Genomic DNA, 18,333 nt, shown 5'->3' with positions numbered 1-18,333 from the left:
CGCGTCACGCGGACGACCGGCCGGTAGGGTGTCAGGCGGACGACCGGCCGCCCGAGCCGGCTTCTCCTTGGCCGGAGCGCGACGCGTCCGCCGGCGCGTCGGCGGCGACTGGGGCCCTGACGAATATCGCGTGGGCCATGACGGTGGCGGCGGCCACCGCGCCCGCGGGCAGCGCCGACAGCAACGACAGCCCGACCAGGTTGAGGAACGCGGTCACGCCGATCAGTGCTGCCGGGATGAGCCCGAGGACGTAGTCGTAGTATCCAGTCATGCTCCCGTTGAATAGTAGTCGAAAATCGATATTAAATCTTTCCCGTGGTTCGGAGGTAGTTCCGCTATGAACACAGAGAGGTAACTCATAACTTATGAACCGATCTGAGCCCCGGCCGACCGAGTCGAACTGCGACGAGAAGGGAGAAAACGGCGTTTGGACGCCGAAATCCGATCGAGGAGCGCTACCGGAGCCGGAAGTAGAGCGCCCGCCAGCCGCCGAGGGCGAGGGAGCCGAGCACGAGCATGACGACGGCGAACGCGGGCGCGGCGCCGCCGCGGAAGACGAACGCGCGGAGCGCCAGCCCGACGACCGCGGCCGGGATCCACGACCGGATCGCGAGCGGGACCGACGACTTCGCGGTCTCGACGGCGCCGGCGGAATAGGCCCCCACGAGCGGCGCGATTAGGGCCCACGCGATCAGGAACGGCGCGAACACTTCGAGCAGGTAGAGCGGGTTCGACGACAGGAACTCGACGCTGCTGTGGTTGATCGCGCCGATCGTCAACAGGACGATCAGCGCGATCAGGTCGCCGACCGCGAGGGGAACGGCGGCGCGATCGAGGCGTGTTGCGAGGAACGACGAGTCGGCCATACCGACCCGTCGGGCGCCCCCCTACTTTGTACGCACGGATTCGGTCGGGCGGTCGAGCGCCGGCGACTGCGACGTCGCCGGCCGGGATGCCGTCACTCGTACAGCGGGTGCGCCTCGCAGAGCTCGACGACGCGCTCGCCGACCTCGTAGATGACGTCCTCGCTGTCGACGTCGTCGACGACGCGGTAGATCAGGTCGCCGACCTCCTCGATCGCGTCGGCGTCGAAGCCCCGCGTCGTCAGCCCGGCGGTGCCCGCGCGGATCCCCGAGGGGTCGAACGGCGAGCGGGTTTCGCCGGGGACCGTGTTCCCGTTGAGGACGATGTTCGCGGCCGCGAGCGCGTCCTCCGCGTCGCCCCCGGAGAGGTCCGGGTGCGAGTCGCGCAGGTCGGCCAGCACAAGGTGGTTGTCGGTTCCGCCGGAGACTAAGGAGAGGCCGTGCTCCTGAAGCGTCTCGGCGAGTACCTCCGCGTTGTCGACGACCTGCTGCGCGTACTCCTCGAACTCGGGTTCGAGGGCCTCCTTGAAGCCGACCGCCTTGCCGGCGACGTTGTGCATCAGCGGCCCGCCCTGCCCGCCGGGGAAGACGGCCGAGTCGATGTCGTCCGCGAACTCCGCGTCGCACATCACGATCCCGCCGCGGCCGGCGCGGATCGTCTTGTGGGTCGAGCCCGTGACGAAGTCGGCGACGCCGACCGGCGACGGGTGGACGCCGGCGGCGACGAGCCCGGTGATGTGCGCGATGTCGGCGAGGTGGTAGGCGTCGACCGCGTCGGCGGCCGCCTGGATCTCCTCCCAGTCGACGGTGCGCGGGTACGCGGAGTAGCCCGAGACGATGATGTCGGGCTCGAAGGACTCGGCCGTGTCACGCAGCCCCTCGTAGTCGATGTACCCCGTCTCGGGGTCGACCTCGTACTGCTCGACGTCGTACAGCTGCCCCGTGAAGTTCGCCGGGTGGCCGTGCGAGAGGTGGCCGCCGTGGTTCAGCTCCAAGGAGAGGATCTTGTCGCCCGGTTCGAGGACCGAGTAGTACACCGCCTGGTTCGCCTGCGTGCCGGAGTGGGGCTGGACGTTGACGTGGTCGGCGCCCCACAGCTCCTTCGCGCGCTCGATCGCCAGCTCCTCGACCTCGTCGGCGTACTCGCAGCCGGCGTAGTAGCGCGACCCGGGGTAGCCCTCGGCGTACTTGTTCGTGAGGACGCTCCCCTGCGCCTCCAGTACCGCCTCGCTCACGTGGTTCTCGCTCGCGATCATCGCGAGCGTCTGCTCCTGTCTGTCGCGCTCGCCGGTCAGCGCGTCGGCGACCGCCGGGTCGACCTCCCGGACGTGCTCGTGGTCCATGTGCGAACGCGGGCGCGACCGCGCATTAATCCTTCTGTCGCCGTGGGAAGTGCCGTCGTCTCGCCGGCGGACGCGGCCCCACGCGTCGACCGCCGATCCGGGAGCGAACTCCCCGATCCGCGGACCGATATTCGATTCGGCGAATTAGCCGTTTTCGTTCGTTTGAGAGCCGCTGCGTACGTTGTTCGAAGCATAAACCCCGTTAATATTAAATACGCAACCGGCTTTTATACGAAGAGATATATGGTGTCGAATTTACTGGCGGCCGACGTCGAGGCGGCGCTCGAAGCGGCGTTCGCGGGGGACGACGACGAGCTGCTCGTCGTGGACCCCTCGGCTGAGACGATCGTATCGCTGGTCGAGACCGCGGTCGGGCGGGACGACCTCCCGGAGCTGTCGATGCTCGCCGACGAGCGCACCCTCAAGGACGTCACGGACGACTTCGTCGTCGCGTCCCGGGCGGCCGACCTCGTCGCCGACGGCGCCCTGGACCTCCGGGTGTTAGACGGGGAGGTCGACAACGCGCTGTTCGTCTCCCCCTCTCGGGTCGTGGCGCTCGTCACGGCGGGGGACGACGTCGCCGCGCTCTCGACGGACGAGGACGAGTTCGTCGACGAGGTGTACGAGTCCCACCGCGACGCGTTCGACGAGGCGGAGCCGTACACGCTCCGCACGCCGGCGATCAGCCGGGTCCGCGAGACGATGGAGTCCGAGATCGGATCGGAGGCCCGCGACGACTTCGACGCCGCCCTCGCCGCGACCGAGGGGGCCGACGGCGCCGACCTCGACGAGGTGACCGTCTCGCTGCTCGTCGCGGCGAAGAACGACGTGCTTCTCTACGACATCTCGAAGTGGGGCGAGGACGTCGGTATCGCCTCGAAGGCGACCTTCTCCCGGACGAAGACGCGCCTCGAAGACCTGGGGATCATCGACACCGAGAAGGTCCCGATCGACGTCGGGCGACCCCGCCTCCGCCTGAAGCTCGGCGACGAGCGCCTCCGGGGCGTCGACGCCGCGGAACTCGCCGCCGAGGCCGCCGAGATGATGGCCGCCACCCCCGCCTGAGCGCTCCCGAACGCGCGCTCGTCTCGCGTTCCGCCCTCTCGTACGTCCCGCTCTCGCTCGCTTTTCGCCCGCGACCGCGTTCCCGCTCTCGCTTGCTTTTCGCCCGCGACCGCGCTCCCGCTCTCCCGCGGGACGCGTTCGCAGCCGTGCCGCGGACCCGCGGCTTTTTTTCGCCGCCTCGCGTCGACCGGGTATGGATATCGGACTTGTCGGCGACGGCCCCGCGGTCGAGGCGGCCGCGGCCGCGCTCGGCGACGTCGACGTGAACGCGATGCCCGTCGAGGCGGAGCTGCTGGACGGGTTCGACCTGGCGGTCGTCGTCGACACCGCCGGCTCGGCGGCGTTCGCGACCGCGAACGAGCTGCTCGACCGGTGGATCGGCGTGGAGGTGGGCGGGCTCGGCGGCGTCCCCCTCGACGACCTCGACGCCGCCGTGACCGTCTTTGACGACGCCTGCTACGACTGCCTGCGCGCCCGCGTCGAGAGCGGGGGCGCCGAGCCGGCCGACGGACCGACCGGCCGCCGCTCTGCCGTGCGCTACGCCGGCGCGGTGGCCGGGCGCCGGGCGATCCGGCTGCTCGCCGGCGACCCGGTCGCGGACACCGTCGTCGAGGTGCCGGGCGCCGAGCGGACGCTGCTGCCCGCGCCCGGGTGCGGCTGCGGCGCCGACCCCGGCGACGCGCTCCCGCGCGAGGACGTCGAGCGCGACCTCGGCGAGGCGATCGACCGCGCGGAGCGGGCCGTCGACCCCCGGATCGGCGCCCTGAGCGAAGTGGGCGAGCAGGAGTCGTTCCCGCTGCCGTACTACGTCGCGCGGGTCGCGGACACGACGCCGTTCTCCGACGCCGACGCGGCCGACTTCGGCGGCGGCGCGGCCGCCGACTGGGACGCCGCGTTCATGAAGGCGCTCGGCGAGGGGTTAGAGCGGTACGCGGCCGGCGTCTACCGCGAGGCCGAGTTCACGCGCGCGCCGGCCGCGAACGTCCCGAACCCGGTCACGCCCGACGCGTTTGTCCGGCCCGAGGGCGCCGAGGCGTACGACCGCGACGACCGGCTGCCGTGGGTCCGCGGCGAGCGCCTCGGGACGGGCGACCCCGCGAGCCTCCCGGCGGAGTTCGTTGGCTTCCCGCCGCCGGAGCGCCGGTATCGGCCGCCGATCACGACCGGGCTCGGGCTCGGGGGATCCGGGCCGGACGCCGCGCTCTCCGGCCTCTACGAGGCGATCGAGCGCGACGCGACGATGACCAGTTGGTACTCCACGACGGAGCCGCTCGGACTCGAGGTCGACGACCCCGCCTTCGCCGAGCTGGAGAAGCGGGCGCGCGCCGAGTCGCTGTCGGTGACCGCGCTGCTCGTCACGACCGACGTGGACGTGCCCGTCGTCGCGGTCGGCGTCGGCCGCGAGGGCGACTGGCCGCGGTTCGCCGCGGGCTCTGGCGCCGACCTCGACCCGGCCGCGGCGGCGCGGAGCGCGCTCGCCGAGGCGCTCCAGAACTGGACCGAGCTCCGCTCGATGGGGCGCGAGGCGGCCGCCGAGCAGGGCGCCGCGATCGGTCACCACGCCGACTTCCCCGCGGAGACGGCGGCGTTCTTCGACCCGGACGCGACCGTCTCGGCCGACGGGCTCGGGGAGCCGGAGCTGTCGGGGGCCGAGGAGCTGGCGGCCGTCGTCGACCGCGTCGAGGGCGTCGGGCTCGATCCCTACGTCGCGCGGGTGACGACGCGCGACCTCGCGGCGCTGGGCTTCGAAGCCGTCCGCGTGCTGGTCCCGGGCGCGCAGCCGCTGTTCACCGGCGAGCCGTTCTTCGGCGAGCGCGCGAGCGAGGTGCCGCGGTCGATGGGGTTCGAGCCCGCGCTCGACCGGCCGTACCACCCGTTCCCCTGACGAGGTGAGGCGTCTCCCTCCCGCGGATTTAGGTGCCTCCGGGTCGCGGGAGGTCGTATGGACGTCGTACCCGACGCGGACGTCGAGGCGGTCGAGGCGGTCGACGGCGTGTTCCTCACCCAGGGCGCCGTCGGCGAGGAGACCAGCATCCAGCGGTTCGAGATCGAACCGGGCGCGACGGTGCCCGAACACGACCACCCGCACGAGCAGATCGGCGTGATCACGGCCGGCAGGCTGACGTTCGTCGTTGACGGCGAAGAGCGCGTCGTCGGCCCCGACGACACCTACGTGATCCCCGGCGACGAGCCGCACGCGGCCGAGAACCGCACCGACGAGCCGGTGGTCGGCTTCGACATCTTCGCGCCGCCGCGGGCGAACCCCGACTGGGGCGAGAAGTAGGCTGTCGGCGGCTTGTGGCGGGCCGGGCCAAATTCGGGGCGCGAACCCCCTAGTTCCCGACGTTTCGCGCGTCCGCGATACCCGCAAGACGTACCGGACCGAAGGTGTGTTAGTGCTCGGGGCCCGATACCGGGTAATGGGAGTCCAAGAACAGTACCCGTTCGACGTGGAGGCGCTCCGCGCCGACTTCCCGATCCTCGATCGGAAGGTCGGCGGGGATCCGGAGACGGCCGGGGAGGGCGAGGGCGACGACACGCCGCTCGTCTACCTCGACAACGCGGCGACCTCGCACACGCCCGACCCGGTCGTCGACGCCATCTCCGACTACTACCGGAGCTACAACGCCAACGTCCACCGCGGGATCCACCAGCTGAGCCAGGAGGCCTCCGTCGCCTACGAGGAGGCCCACGACGCGGTCGCCGACTTCGTCGGCGCGGCGGGCCGCGAGGAGATTGTCTTCACCAAGAACACGACCGAGGCGATGAACCTCGTCGCCTACGCGTGGGGGCTCGAAGAGCTCGGTCCGGGCGACAACGTCGTCCTCTCCGAGATGGAGCACCACGCCTCGCTCGTCACCTGGCAGCAGATCGGCAAGCGCACCGGCGCCGACGTGCGCTTCATCGACGTCACCGACGAGGGACGGCTCGACATGGACGACGCCGCCGACCTGATCGACGACGACACCGAGATGGTATCCGTCGTCCACGTGTCGAACACGCTCGGAACCGTGAACCCGATCGGTGAGCTGGCCGATCTGGCACACGACCACGGCGCGCTGATGTTCGCCGACGCCGCGCAGTCCGTGCCGACCCGTCCGGTCGACGTTCAAGAGCTGGGTGTCGACTTCCTCGCCTTCTCCGGCCATAAGATGTGCGGCCCGACCGGGATCGGCGCCCTCTACGGCCGCGAAGAGATCTTAGAGGGGATGCAGCCGTACCTCTACGGCGGCGACATGATCCGCCGCGTCTCCTTCGAGGACTCCACCTGGGAGGACCTCCCGTGGAAGTTCGAGGCCGGGACGCCCTCGATCGCGCAGGGGATCGGCCTCGCGGCCGCGATCGAGTACCTCGAGGAGGTCGGAATGGACCGGATCGAGGCCCACGAGGACCTGCTCGCCGAGTACGCCTACGACGAGCTCGAAGCGCTCGGGGGGGTCGAGATCTACGGCCCGCCCGGCGACGACCGCGGCGGCCTCGTCGCGTTCAACGTCGACGGCGTCCACGCCCACGACCTCTCCAGCATCCTCAACGACTACGGCGTCGCGATCCGCGCCGGCGACCACTGCACCCAGCCGCTCCACGACGAGATGGGCGTCGCCGCCTCCGCGCGCGCCTCCTTCTACTTCTACAACACTGTCGAGGAGGTCGACGCCTTGGTCGACGCGGTCCGCGAGGCGCGCGACCTGTTCGCGTAGCACGACGCTGACCTCGACCGGGTCCGCACGCTCGTCGACGAACATCGAGACCGCGAGGCGGGCGCGGTAACGGAAGCCGCATCGACTCTGCGTCCGCTCGGCTTGCCGGAAGAGACGCTGCGCTCCGAGGAGCGAGGTTTGGCGTCGCTGGGTGGCGGACGCGGAGGAGGCGGGTGTCGTCGACGAGGTGCGGGGACGGCCGCGTTATCGTTCGAGATCGACCGTGAGGTCCGTCGCTATCCACGCGTCGGTGTTGCCCTGTTCGGCGAAGACGGTCCGCTCCTGCGAGCAGCGAGTCGCGGCGACGGTCGGCCGCTCGTCCGCCGCCGATTCGACGTTCCGCTCGATCCGGTCTCCCGTTGTCATTACGCCCCCCTCAGCGGCCAGTGGTGTTATAGATTTCGGTCGGCCTAAACCGTGCGCGGCGATCCGCGCGAGGGATCGGTGGGTCTTACCCCTCGGCGGTCGTTCGCACGCCCGTGACCGATACCCTGTTCACACCGCTCACGCTCCGCGACACCGAGTTCCGAAACCGCGTGATGCTGTCGCCGATGTGCCAGTACTCCGCCGAGGACGGCCTGGCGAACGACTGGCATCGGGTCCACCTCGGCGCCCGCGCCGCCGGCGGCGCGGGGGTCGTGATGACTGAGGCGACCGCCGTCGAACCCCGCGGCCGCATCACGCCGAACTGCCTCGGGATCTGGTCCGACAAGCACGCCGAGAGGATCGAACCGATCGTCGAGTTCGTGAAGTCCCAGGGCGCGACGCCGGGGATCCAACTGGCTCACGCCGGGCGGAAAGCCTCCCACCAGCCGCCGGCCGAGGGGAGCGGTCCGATTCCCGTCGACAAGCCGGCGGGCTGGGAGACCGTCTCAGCGACCGACGAGCCGTACCCGCATCCGAACGTCGACGACCGCGACCTGACCGACACCCGCCGGCTGGACGGTGCGGGCATCGACGAGGTGATCGACGCGTTCGCGGTCGCGGCGGAGCGCGCGCGCGACGTCGGCTTCGAGGTCGCGGAGGTCCACGCGGCCCACGGCTACCTGCTCCACCAGTTCCTGTCGCCCGTCACCAACGACCGCGACGACGAGTACGGCGGAAGCTTCGAGAACCGCGCTCGACTCCTGCGTGAGGTCGTCGAAGCCGTGCGCGAGGTCTGGCCCGACGGGAAGCCCGTCTTCGTCCGCATCTCGGCGACGGACTGGCTCCCCGACCGCGACTCGTGGGACGTGGACGACTCGGTCCGGCTGGCGCCGCTGCTCGCCGAGGCGGGCGCCGACCTGATCGACGTCTCGGGCGGCGGGATCCATCCCGACCAGGAGATCCCGAACGCGGGGCCGGGCTACCAGGTGCCGTACGCCGAGGCGATCCGCGAGGGGACCGACGTGCCGGTCGCCGCGGTCGGCGGGATCACGGAGCCGACCCACGCCGACGCGCTCGTCCGCAACGGGCGGGCCGACCTCGTCGCGCTCGGCCGCGAGATGCTCCGGCACCCGTACTGGCCGCTGGAGGCCGCCCATGAGCTCGGCGAAGAGGCCGAGTGGCCCGTCCAGTACCGCCGCGGGCGCTACGACTGAGACGGCCCCCTAAGAGGGGCGGTACTCCCCCGCACGCTCCGGGAAGACTTATTCGGCTTCCGCGAGCCGACCGCGTATGGAGTATCGACCGTTCCCCGACGAGCGCGGCGAGGAGTTCGACGCGTTCATGCGGTACGCGTTCTCCCCGACCGAGGGCCCGTACGACCCCGAGGCGGCGGACGACCACGACACCATCGCTGACACGCGGGGGCTGTTCGACGGCGACGACCCCGTCGCGGTCTGCGCGCACCACGACTTCTCGCTGCGAATCCGCGGCGCGGACCGCGAGGTCGCCGGCCTCTCCGCGGTCGCGTCCCCGCCGGAACACCGTCGTGAAGGCAACGTCGCCCACATGCTCCGGGAGTCGCTGGCGGAGTACCGCGAGCGCGACGTTGCCGTCTCGGCGCTGTGGCCCTTCGAGTATCCCTTCTACGCGAACTACGGGTGGGCGACCGCGAGCCGATACCGTCATCTGACCGCGCCGCCGGCCGCGCTGGGGTTCGTCGACGACCTCATCGCGACCGACGGCGGCGACGCCGGGCGCTTCCGCCGGGTGGGCGAGGACGACTACCCGGCCGTGAAGCCCGTTCTCGCGGCGATGGCCGACCGCTACGACCTGACGATGGACTGGACCGAGGAGTGGTGGCGCGAGCGGACCCTCCAGGGGTGGAAGACCGACCCGTTCGTCTACGGCTGGGAGCGCGACGGCAGGCTCCGCGCCGTCTGCGCGTACAGCTTCGACGACGACGCGGGCGACGGAGACGATCCAGTCCTGCGCGTCACAGACGTCGCCGTCGCGGGCGACGAGGCGTGGTTCCAGCTCCTGCGATTCTTCCGCAACCACGACTCGCAGGTCGACGAGGTACAGATTCGCGCCCCGCCGGACGCGCCCCTGCTCGACCTCGTCGACGACCCGCGCGCCGTCGACTGCGAGGTCCGCACCGGCCCGATGATCCGGCTCGTCGACGTCGCCGCCGCGCTCGAAACGCTCTCCCCCGACCCGGCGGTCGAGGCCGCGTTCTCGCTTTCGGTCGCCGACCCTCTCGCGGCGTGGAACGACCGGACGTTTCGGGTCGAGGTCGCTGACGGCGCCGTGGCAGTGGAGCCGGCGGACGGCGGCGGGGGCGCAGACAGGACCGCGGACGCCCCGGTCGAGATGGGCGCGCTCTCGCAGCTGTACGTCGGGTACCGGTCGGTCGACGAGGTGATTCGGGGGGACGGGCTCGCGGTCGATTCCGCGACCGCCGACGACCTCCGCGAGCTGTTTCCGACGCGGACGACGCACCTGCGCGAGGGGTTCTGAGGCGCTCGCTCGAACCCGCTTCCGCGACCCGGCAGGGCTTTTTATCCGCGGACCGCCTACGAGGCGGCATGAGTTCCCGTGACCCACGCGACGACGACCTCGAGGAGCGGCTCGACGAACTCGAGGACGTGCTGAGCGAGCTCCGCGCCGACCTCCGCGAGACCGAGCGCGACCGCCGCGGCCCCCCGCGGCCGCCCCGGCTCTCGGAGCTGGTCCGGTTCACCGAACAGTACACGATCCCGACGATCATCGCGCTGCTAGAGACGACGATCAAGTCGCTCGAGCTGCTCCAGGGGACCCTCCGGCTCGCCGACCCCGGCCGGAGCGTCGCCGAGGGCGCGGAGGGCGCGGGCGACCGCCTCGCGGACGTCCGCGACGGCGCGACGGCCGGTCTCTCGCGGTCGCTCGCGGAGCTCCGAACCGCCCTCTCGGAGGCCGACCTTCCCGAAGAGGCCGCCTCCCGCTCGATCGTCGCCGACGCGCGCGACCTCACCGCGGAGATCGAGTCCCGGATAGACGAGGGGCGCCGCGAGGCCGACGCGGCGCGAGACCGGCGGCTGGGGCGGGAGCGAGACGGTCGGCGAGACGACGCGACCCGAGAGCGAGACGGCGGGCGCCGAGATGGAGTCGAGACGCGGTCCGACCGAGGCGACGAGGCGAGCCCGGTTCAGATCGACGTGACCGAGCCCGGAGAGAGCGGAGACGACGCCGAGGGCGAGGGAGCCGAGGACGCCGACGACCCGCCGGAGATCGACGTCGAGTCCGAGCTGGAGTCGATAAAGCGCCAGATCGACGGCGACGAGGTCGACCCGGACGCCGGCGGGAATAGTCCGAGCGTGGACGAGGGCGATCCCGGCGAGGGCGACGGCACGGAGAGTGGCGCGGACGGGGACGGCGATGCGGACGACGAGAACCCGGACGGCGACAACGCGGCCGACAACGACTCGGACGCCGACGACGCGGCCGACCGGGCGAACTGAGCCGCGTATTTAAAAGGTGACGCCGAGCCGGTCGGCGACGCGCTCGGCGGAGTCGACGAGGAGCGTCTCGTCGTCGGTGAACACCTCCAGCGCGACGGTCCCGTCGAAGTCGGCGAGTTCCGACTCGACGACGCCGTAGTCGACCTCGCCTGCCCCCACGGGGAGGTGCGTGTCCCCGCGGCGACGGACGTCGTGGCAGTGGAGGTGCGAGATCCGGTCGCCGTGGCTTCGGAGGAACCGCTTTATCGCCTTGTTGCCGCCCTCCATGTACGCGTGGCCGACGTCAAAGCAGACCGACGTGTCCGTCTCCCGGGCGAGGTCACCGAGGACGGAGAGCTGGAGCCCCGCATGCTGGTGGCCGACGTTCTCGACGACGACCTCGACGCCCGCCTCGCGGCCGGCATCCGCGACCCGCCGGAGCTGGTCGGCCGCGGTCTCACGGAAGTCCACGTCGTCGCGGTCGGCGGAGGTGGCGTGGAGGACCGCCTTCTCCGCGCCGAGTTCGCCCGCCGAATTTAAAAGGCGGCGCTGGTAGTCGACGATGGCGTCGTTGACCTCGGAGACGTACGTCGCCAGCCGCTGGCTGTACGGGAGGTGAACGAGCAGGTCGCGGCCGGCGAGCGCGTCGGTCAGGCGCTCCGGGTCGATATCCTCCGGGACGAGCGTCGGCTCGCCGACACCGAGTTCGCAGAAGTCGAACCGCGCGGGCGACGCCGCGAGGCGGTCGAGGTCGTCGCCGACGGTGAGACCGATCTCCATGTCGGCGGTGGGTGCGGCGGCGTGTTATGTATCTCTGATTATTTCAGTATTTAAATAAGGAATTATACTACCAGCCAGAGATGGCCACTCCGATCGCTCGTGTTTGCGGCGCCGCCGCGTGAACTGTTCGTCGGGGAGTCCACCACTGGCACGGCGCTCGCGGCGGACCGGAGTCGGTCGGGTGTCGGTTCACCCGGAGCTCCTCTCGAGGAGCACGTAGACGAGATACAGCGGGACGGCAATCAGTAGCCCCATCCAGAGGATCCCCCAGAACCCCATTATACCGCCGAAAAGACCCCAGCCGCCCATCATGCCGCCGCCGTAGCCGCCGCTCCCGTGAGCAGCCGCGGTGCCCGTCGCGGCGATCAACAGCGGGACCGCGAGCGTCGCGATTCGGCGAATCGTCCGTCCGAGGGCGTCGATATCGTGTGTCATTGTGACCGGTGAGTGGATTCTTTGAACGGCCCTACGCTTGGCAATCGAGTCGAACGGCGACCGTTAACAACCGTACCCCCGTCCGTTCATCCCCGCGGCCGGATGATCTTCGTCCGCCATATCTCGGACCATCTCCTCGACGGTGACGCCCATGTGAGCTTCCATCTCGTCGACGGCGTTCGGGCCCATCTGACCGGTCATATGACGATCCATCCAGGCGGCCCGCTCCGCCATCTCGCCGTCGATCGGCGTCCCTTCGGCCGCCGTTTCGTTTTCCCGGACCGGTTCGTCTCCGTGTGCGCTGACTACCGGGGCAGCGAATGCGAGTCCGGCGATCGCGAGCGCCACGAGCAGCCATCGTCCGATGTTTCGGTCGGTCATTGTCTTTCGCCTCACCTGCTCATACGGCGGGCTCTGAGTTATGCTCGCGGGCGTGAACGCAAGCCTGAAAACGTTTGAGAGCGTTTACAAGCTCACCTAAACGTTTCATTTTCCGAGGACCGTTCATACCTGCCGAATTCGGACGGAGGGAGTCTACCGGCCGGCGGCTACCCGTCCGGCCGTTGCTGCCGGAGGTCGTCGCTCGGATACACGCGGTAGGTCCGCCCTTGTCGTTCCCGATACAGCAGCCCGCGCTCTTCGAGTGAGCTCACCGTCTGACTCACCTTGCTCTTCGAGAAACCGGACCGATCGCGGAGTTCGATCTGCGTGGTCCCGGGGGAGTTCAACACGGGTTCGAGGACGCGTCGTTCATCGTCCGGCAGGAGATCGAGGACCCGCGCCTGCGGGTTAGACTCGGGGTTGAGAGAGGTCGCCTGTGAGCCTTCGCCGCCTTCCGCGGACGTAGCGGTCTCCGCCGACGGCGGGTCGGGAGTATCGTTCACCCCCGAGTCGGTCGCTCCCGACCCGGTGAGCTCGCCACGGACCAAGAAGTAGACGCCGCCGATCACGCCCACGACCAGCAGCGTTCCGACTGCGTACCAGAGGGGGTCTGGTCCGTGTAGCGACCCCATCGACGAGTCCATCATCGACCCCATCGACTGCTCGAGGGCGCGGCGCCGTTGATACGCTCGCCAGGTGAGCCCCCCGCCGGCCAAGAGGACGAACCCGAGGAGCACACCGACGACGGCGTCCGCTCGACGTCGGTTCATACGGAGACCCCCGGGTTCGACGTCTGACTGTTCATACCGGTAGTTCGGGGGCGACGAGTGTGATGATTGCGGATCAGAACCACACCAACGGGATCGCGCATTCCCGGAGCGCCCCCGACGAAGTCGTCAGTGGTCATGGTCGTGGTCGCGACTCCGGATCTCCGGGTGCTGATCGGCGAACTCCCTCGGCGCCTCCTCGAACATCCGCTCACACGCCGTCGAGCAGAAGTGATACGTCGCCCCGTCGTGGGACGCGCTGGGGCCCTCGTCGTCGGTCCGCATGCCGCAGACCGGATCGCGGTACTCTCCGGGCGCGCCGAGACCGCGCCGAGACCGCGCCGATAGACGTACAGGAGGAACCCGGAGAGCGCGAAGGCGACGAGGTTGAGGAAGAACGTGTAGTTGAACTCGAAGTACGTCTGCTCGGTCGCCGTCTCGCCGCCAGCGAGGTCGGGGACGATGCCTAAGGCGTCGAACAGCAGCTCCATGAGGAAGCCGGTGAACGCCATCGTGACGAAGAAGACGCCGAGGATGTACAGCATGACCTTCCAGCCGTAGTACTTCCGGTAGACGTTCAAGACGGGGATCGTGATGAGGTCGGCGTAGACGAACGCGATGATCCCGGCGAAGCTCACGCCGCCGCCCCACAGCGCGACCGCGAACGCGACGTTCCCCATGCTGCCGACGAAGCTGAAGACCGCGATCGTGACGCCCATGACCGCGTTCTCGGCGGTCACGAGCAGACCGTCTCCCTGAATGAACAGGGCGTTCCACACCCGCTGCGGTACGAAGACGATGACGAACCCGGAGATGAGAAAGCCGGCGACGACGTCCTTCCAGATCATCGACCACTCCTTGCGGTACTGGTTGGCGACCTTGTACCAGCCCCCCCACGAGCGCAGCTCGTCGCGCCACCCGCCGCGGCTCGACGCCTCCTGCCGGTACGTCTCCAGACACCCCTCCGAGCAGAACCGCAGCGTCTCGCCGCCGTCGGTCGTGAGGGTGTACGCTTTCGTTCCCTCCATTCCGCAGGTGGGGTCCTCGCTGACCGCTGACTCCCGATCGCGTTCAGCGAGCGCCTCTCTGACCTCCTCGAAGAGGGCTTCGGGGAGCGTGAGGTGGACGATGGCGGCCATAACGGCGATGAGAATCAGGCCGCCGAGCAGCTCCGCGAGCAGGAACTCCCAACCCAGCAGGAGTAGGATCATCAGCCCGAGTTCGACGATGAGGTTCGTCGACGCGAACATGAACGCGAGGAAGTTCACCGCGTGGGCGCCTTTTTTGAACAGCCCCTTTCCGATGGCGACGGCCCCGAAACTACACCCGCTGCTCGCCGCGCCGAACACCGTCGCCTTCGTGAGACCGCGCAAGTCGCCGTCGCCCAGCGCCTGCGCCATTCGCTCCTTCGAGACGTACACCTGAACGAGACTCGTGACCGTGAGCCCCATGATGATCGCCCACGCGGCCGTCCAGAGGAACCCGACACCGATACGGAGGGATTCGAGGACGCCGTCGAGTATCGCTGCCTCCATAGTTAGATACTCGTAGGCGGAATCTATTGCAGTTTCCATTAGAATACCTCTCCCGAGACGCCGGAGACGCTGTGGGATCGAAAGCTTTCAAGCGACTATCTTTGGATAGCGAACCAGAAACCCGCTCATCGCGGACCGCGCGGGCGACGCCGCGAGCCAGTCGAGGTCGTCGCCGACGGTGAGACCGATCTCCATGTCGACGGTGAGACCGATCTCCATGTCGACGGTGGGTCCGGCGGTTTTGTACAGATGGTGGCACGGATTCGTGGCTCTGTCGCGATCCAGCGGCACGGGAACGGTGATGAGCGATAGCGGGAGTGGGTATCGCAGATCGATGCCTGCGATTCGGCATTTAAATATCCGTGAGCCACGGCGGCGATAGCTTATAAAGGCGGGCGATGGCGCGCCCCGGTGAGCGGCCGTCAGGCCGCGAACCGACGGTGCGAGGGAGTCGCTGGCGCCGTTGGCGCCAGCGACGAGGCTGGGGAGGTGTGAGGTGCCGTGCCGTGCGATGCGGGGCGGGACTCAAAGGGGCAGTCGCGAGGGCGAAGCACGCCGCAGTAAGCACCGCAAGGAGCGAGTGAAACGAGCGACTGAGGAGCACAGCAAGGCGCGCGAGCCGTCGCGACTGGGGCTTTGGAGATCCTCATCCCAGCAGCGCCGGTTACTTATAAACAACCGACAACAACACCGTGATCTGAGTTATAAACGACCGACCAGCTGTACCGATACACCTACTCCCGGAATCGCTCGAAAATCCTCGCAGTGTTACGTATCCACTTCGAACCCGAAGGAGACGTCGACGGAGGCTTCGGCGGGGTCGGTGTCTTCACCGCCGCTTTCGGTCTCGTTGTCGGTCTGCGAGTCGGCGGGGTCGCGGAAGGTGATGGTCCCGGTGGCGGCGTCCTGCGCCTCGGCCACCAGGGAGCCGTCGGCGTAGACCTCTATCTCGACGCCCGCTGTCACGTCGTACGAGACCGTGTTGTTGTCGTAGGAGGCCGACTGGACGTCCTGGCCCTCGCCGGTGAACTCCGTCCGCTCGACGAGCGAGTACGTCGGTTGCCAGGCGACGCTGCCCCGTGGCTGGTCGGGATTGCGGTTTACGTCGTCGGAGAAGCTTCCGAACCGGTCGAACTCGACGTCTAAGTTGAGCAGGACGGTTTCCGAGGGGCCGGCGGCGGTGTCGAAGTCGCCGGAGACATCGCCGGTGATACGGAGGTCGTCGATGGCGTCGTCGTCCGGGAGATCGACGGTGGCGTCCTCGAAGTCGAAAGCGACTTGGGCCGACGCCGTCCGAGCGAACCGGGTGAGCCCGTACAGGCCCGCGGAGCCCGCCAGGGCTCCGGTTCCGATGTATCCGAGTACTTTCCGCCGGGGTTCCGTGTTCATACGAGTACGTCGCGTACGGAGCTAGCCGTGTTGGTAATTCGCGGCGTACGCCGCGTAGGGCGGTGCTACGAGCTCGCGTGCTCAGAAAAGTTCGGCACGGCGGGAGAAGGGAGAGCGCAGCCGCTCCGACAGCGGCGCGTCAGTCGTCCGCGAGCGGATTGGCGAGGTCGATCTCGCCGGAATCGATCTCGGCTTCGACCTCGCGGACCGCGGTCACCATGTTCTCGGTCTTGCCGTAGGCGACCTCGCGCGGGAGCAGCTTCAGCCCGCAGTCGGGCGAGATCGTGAGCTTCTCCGGCGGGACGACGCGCAGGCCCTGCCGGATATTCTCTTTGATCGCCTCGACCGGCTCGATCTCAGCCGTGTGGGCGTCGACGACGCCGAGCGCGAGGTCGGGCTCTAACTCGGGGTCGGTGAACGTCGGGATCTGCTCGAAGTCGCCGTTACACAGCTCGACGTCGAACTCGTCGATCGGGTAGTCGTTGATCTCGGGGTAGATCCGCGAGTAGTCGCCGTAGCAGACGTGGAGCCCGATGCGGACCTCCTCGTCGATGCCCGAGACGATGCGTTCGAGCGCCTCGCCGACGATGGCGTGGTCCTCCGGCGTCGTCGCCAGCGCGGGCTCGTCGATCTGGATGTAGCGCGCGCCGGCCTCGACCAGCTTCTCGACCTCCTCGTTGACGAGGTCCGCGAGGTCGTAGACGAGCTCCTCGGTGGAGGGGTACGCCTCGTTGAACGCCCAGAATCCGAGCGTGTACGGCCCCGTAATGGGGACCTTGACGGGACGCTCGGCGACGTTCGAGGTGAACTCGAACTCGTCGACGAGCCACGGCTCGTCGTACTCGACCTCCTCGACGACCGACGGCTTGTCGAAGTAGTTGTGCCCCCACACCTTCACGGGCCCGTTGAACTCGTAGCCGTCGATGCGGTCGGCGAAGAACTCCACCATCTCGTTGCGGCGCATCTCGCCGTCGACGACCGTGTCCAGCCCGGCGCGCTCGTGCTCGTGGGTGATCAGCCGGCAGGCGTCGTCGTGGGCCTCCTCGAGATCCGACTCGTCGAACTTCGAGTCGGGGTCGTCGACGAGCTCGTCCGCGCGGTTGAGCCACTTCGGCTTCGGGTACGAGCCGACGACGGTGGTCAGCAGGAACGCCTCGTTCGGGTGGTCGTTCGGGCAGAACTGGTCGCGGTTTGCTTCGGGGTTTCTGACCATTACTCGAGCACCTCCGCGGCGGCGGCGAGCGCGTTCAGCTTCTCGCGGTACTTGTTCGTCGGCAGGTAGAACAGCTCGGTGTTCGGCGTGAGGTAGGTCCGGTCGAACCCCTCGAGCGGGATCTGCTCTTCGAACCACTCGACGCGCTCCGCGACCGTCTCCGGCGCCTCGACGAGCGTGTTCTGCCCGTCGACGAGCCCGAGCGACAGCGAGTCGGTCGAGCCGAACTCCTGAACGTTGTAGACGGTGTCGTCGCGGTCGCCGGCGACGAGGTCGAGCCCGAGCGCGTCGGCGCCCGCCTCGTCGACGAGGTGCGCGTACAGCTTCTCGCCGAGCGCGCCGTAGAACGTCTGGACGACCACGTCGGCGTCGGTCGCGTCGACGACCGTCGCGATCGCCTCGGTCGCGAACTCCTCTTCGCCCTCGGCGGGCGGGTTCGTGACGAGCGACGGCTCGAGGAGGAACAGCGTCTCGTGGGCCGGGAACGCCTCGACCTCGGCCGCGAGGAACTCGGCGATCGCGGCCTGGAACCCGGCCTCGTCCCCGTAGTGCTCGTCCGTCGCGAGGTCGGCAAGCGAGTACGGCCCCGGCAGCGTCGCCGCGAGCGACGCGTCGCCGGCGCCGTCCGCGTCGGCGAGCAGGTCCGCGGCCGTCTCCAGTTCGCCCGCCACGTCGCCGGAGGCGCCGAGATCGTCGACGACGCGCGGGTCGCGGTAGAAGTTGTTGTTGTCGTAGTACCGGACGATCCCGCCGGTCTCGACGGCGTCGCTGACGGTCAGCGGGTGCGCGATCATGTCGTCCCAGCGGCCCTGCCCCTCGGATATCAGGTCGAGGCCGGCGTCCAGCTGGTCGTCGACGTACTCGGCGCGCACCTCGTCGTACTCCGCCACGATCGCCTCGCTCTCGTCGCCGCTCAGGAGGTCCCCCTTCTGGTGGCCCTTCAGGTCGGAGAGCGTCTCTTTCGCCCGGTCCGGGAGCGGATACAGCCCCGGCGTCGCCGCGACACGTTCGGTCATTACCGT

19 protein-coding genes and 1 pseudogene are annotated in these 18,333 nt (G+C 69.1%); 7 read left to right on the top strand and 13 right to left on the bottom strand.

From position 1 onward, the window contains the following. Positions 1-31 precede the first annotated feature (31 nt). The 3 genes from F3H13_RS03940 to glyA all read right to left on the bottom strand — a co-directional run bounded on the left by F3H13_RS03940 (position 32) and on the right by glyA (position 2,206). Complete coding sequence (locus F3H13_RS03940) at positions 32-271, bottom strand: hypothetical protein (RefSeq protein WP_149797754.1); 240 nt, start codon at positions 269-271, stop codon at positions 32-34. Positions 272-455: 184 nt separating this feature from the next. After that, a complete protein-coding gene (locus F3H13_RS03935) occupies positions 456-866 on the bottom strand; it encodes a DUF3054 domain-containing protein (RefSeq protein WP_149797753.1) in 411 nt (136 codons plus the stop codon). Positions 867-958: 92 nt separating this feature from the next. After that, positions 959-2,206, bottom strand: coding sequence for a serine hydroxymethyltransferase (glyA, locus tag F3H13_RS03930; RefSeq protein WP_149797752.1), 1,248 nt, complete (start codon positions 2,204-2,206; stop codon positions 959-961). Positions 2,207-2,449: 243 nt separating this feature from the next. Between glyA and tbsP the strand changes: the two genes are divergently transcribed. From tbsP to F3H13_RS03910, 4 genes are all read left to right on the top strand, one after another. Beyond that, entirely contained in the window at positions 2,450-3,271 is an 822-nt protein-coding gene (gene tbsP / locus F3H13_RS03925) for a transcriptional regulator TbsP (protein ID WP_149797751.1), read from the top strand. Between the two features lie 193 nt (positions 3,272-3,464). Beyond that, positions 3,465-5,156 (top strand): YcaO-like family protein, encoded by a 1,692-nt coding sequence (locus F3H13_RS03920; protein ID WP_149797750.1) that lies wholly within the window; start codon positions 3,465-3,467, stop codon positions 5,154-5,156. Between the two features lie 57 nt (positions 5,157-5,213). After that, complete coding sequence (locus F3H13_RS03915; RefSeq protein WP_149797749.1) at positions 5,214-5,555, top strand: cupin domain-containing protein; 342 nt, start codon at positions 5,214-5,216, stop codon at positions 5,553-5,555. A 136-nt stretch (positions 5,556-5,691) separates the two neighbouring features. Beyond that, positions 5,692-6,969, top strand: a complete 1,278-nt coding sequence (locus F3H13_RS03910) for an aminotransferase class V-fold PLP-dependent enzyme (RefSeq protein ID WP_149797748.1) — start codon at positions 5,692-5,694, stop codon at positions 6,967-6,969. A gap of 204 nt (positions 6,970-7,173) precedes the next feature. On the opposite strand, the gene F3H13_RS16100 is transcribed toward F3H13_RS03910, so the two are convergent. After that, positions 7,174-7,335 carry a hypothetical protein gene (locus F3H13_RS16100; RefSeq protein ID WP_188127990.1) on the bottom strand — a complete coding sequence of 54 codons (162 nt, stop codon included), beginning with the start codon at positions 7,333-7,335 and terminating at the stop codon, positions 7,174-7,176. A 113-nt stretch (positions 7,336-7,448) separates the two neighbouring features. Here F3H13_RS16100 and F3H13_RS03905 point away from each other — a divergent pair, with 113 nt between their 5' ends. The 3 genes from F3H13_RS03905 (at position 7,449) to F3H13_RS03895 (ending at position 10,832) form a co-directional block, all read left to right on the top strand. Continuing rightward, entirely contained in the window at positions 7,449-8,549 is a 1,101-nt protein-coding gene (locus F3H13_RS03905; protein ID WP_149797747.1) for an NADH:flavin oxidoreductase/NADH oxidase, read from the top strand. Positions 8,550-8,625: 76 nt separating this feature from the next. Continuing rightward, entirely contained in the window at positions 8,626-9,852 is a 1,227-nt protein-coding gene (locus F3H13_RS03900) for a GNAT family N-acetyltransferase (protein ID WP_149797746.1), read from the top strand. Between the two features lie 68 nt (positions 9,853-9,920). Then, positions 9,921-10,832, top strand: a complete 912-nt coding sequence (locus F3H13_RS03895) for a DUF7547 family protein (protein WP_149797745.1) — start codon at positions 9,921-9,923, stop codon at positions 10,830-10,832. Between the two features lie 9 nt (positions 10,833-10,841). On the opposite strand, the gene F3H13_RS03890 is transcribed toward F3H13_RS03895, so the two are convergent. From F3H13_RS03890 to F3H13_RS03855, 9 genes and pseudogenes are all read right to left on the bottom strand, one after another. Next, positions 10,842-11,591 carry a sugar phosphate isomerase/epimerase family protein gene (locus tag F3H13_RS03890; RefSeq protein WP_149797744.1) on the bottom strand — a complete coding sequence of 250 codons (750 nt, stop codon included), beginning with the start codon at positions 11,589-11,591 and terminating at the stop codon, positions 10,842-10,844. Positions 11,592-11,780: 189 nt separating this feature from the next. Beyond that, positions 11,781-12,026: a hypothetical protein gene (locus F3H13_RS03885; protein WP_223174369.1), complete on the bottom strand. Its 246-nt coding sequence runs from the start codon at positions 12,024-12,026 to the stop codon at positions 11,781-11,783. A gap of 63 nt (positions 12,027-12,089) precedes the next feature. Beyond that, positions 12,090-12,407: a hypothetical protein gene (locus F3H13_RS03880; RefSeq protein ID WP_149797743.1), complete on the bottom strand. Its 318-nt coding sequence runs from the start codon at positions 12,405-12,407 to the stop codon at positions 12,090-12,092. Between the two features lie 167 nt (positions 12,408-12,574). Beyond that, the gene (locus tag F3H13_RS03875) at positions 12,575-13,177 is read right to left on the bottom strand and encodes a helix-turn-helix transcriptional regulator (RefSeq protein ID WP_149797742.1); all 603 of its coding nucleotides are present in this window, start codon (positions 13,175-13,177) and stop codon (positions 12,575-12,577) included. Positions 13,178-13,303: 126 nt separating this feature from the next. After that, positions 13,304-14,709: pseudogene (locus F3H13_RS03870) on the bottom strand (permease). A gap of 87 nt (positions 14,710-14,796) precedes the next feature. Continuing rightward, positions 14,797-14,928, bottom strand: a complete 132-nt coding sequence (locus F3H13_RS16495) for a hypothetical protein (RefSeq protein WP_262488587.1) — start codon at positions 14,926-14,928, stop codon at positions 14,797-14,799. 549 nt (positions 14,929-15,477) lie between these two features. Continuing rightward, the gene (locus F3H13_RS03865) at positions 15,478-16,098 is read right to left on the bottom strand and encodes a hypothetical protein (protein WP_149797741.1); all 621 of its coding nucleotides are present in this window, start codon (positions 16,096-16,098) and stop codon (positions 15,478-15,480) included. Between the two features lie 139 nt (positions 16,099-16,237). Next, positions 16,238-17,311: a methionine synthase gene (locus F3H13_RS03860; protein WP_149797740.1), complete on the bottom strand. Its 1,074-nt coding sequence runs from the start codon at positions 17,309-17,311 to the stop codon at positions 16,238-16,240. Further along, positions 17,311-18,327 (bottom strand): 5-methyltetrahydropteroyltriglutamate--homocysteine methyltransferase, encoded by a 1,017-nt coding sequence (locus F3H13_RS03855; RefSeq protein WP_149797739.1) that lies wholly within the window; start codon positions 18,325-18,327, stop codon positions 17,311-17,313. The genes F3H13_RS03860 and F3H13_RS03855 overlap by 1 nt, the downstream gene beginning before the upstream one ends. Between the last annotated feature and the right edge of the window lie 6 nt (positions 18,328-18,333).

It is taken from the genome of Halorubrum xinjiangense (assembly GCF_900102375.1).
In the GTDB taxonomy this organism is placed as follows: domain Archaea; phylum Halobacteriota; class Halobacteria; order Halobacteriales; family Haloferacaceae; genus Halorubrum; species Halorubrum xinjiangense.
This window is presented reverse-complemented; position numbering and strand designations above follow the sequence as displayed.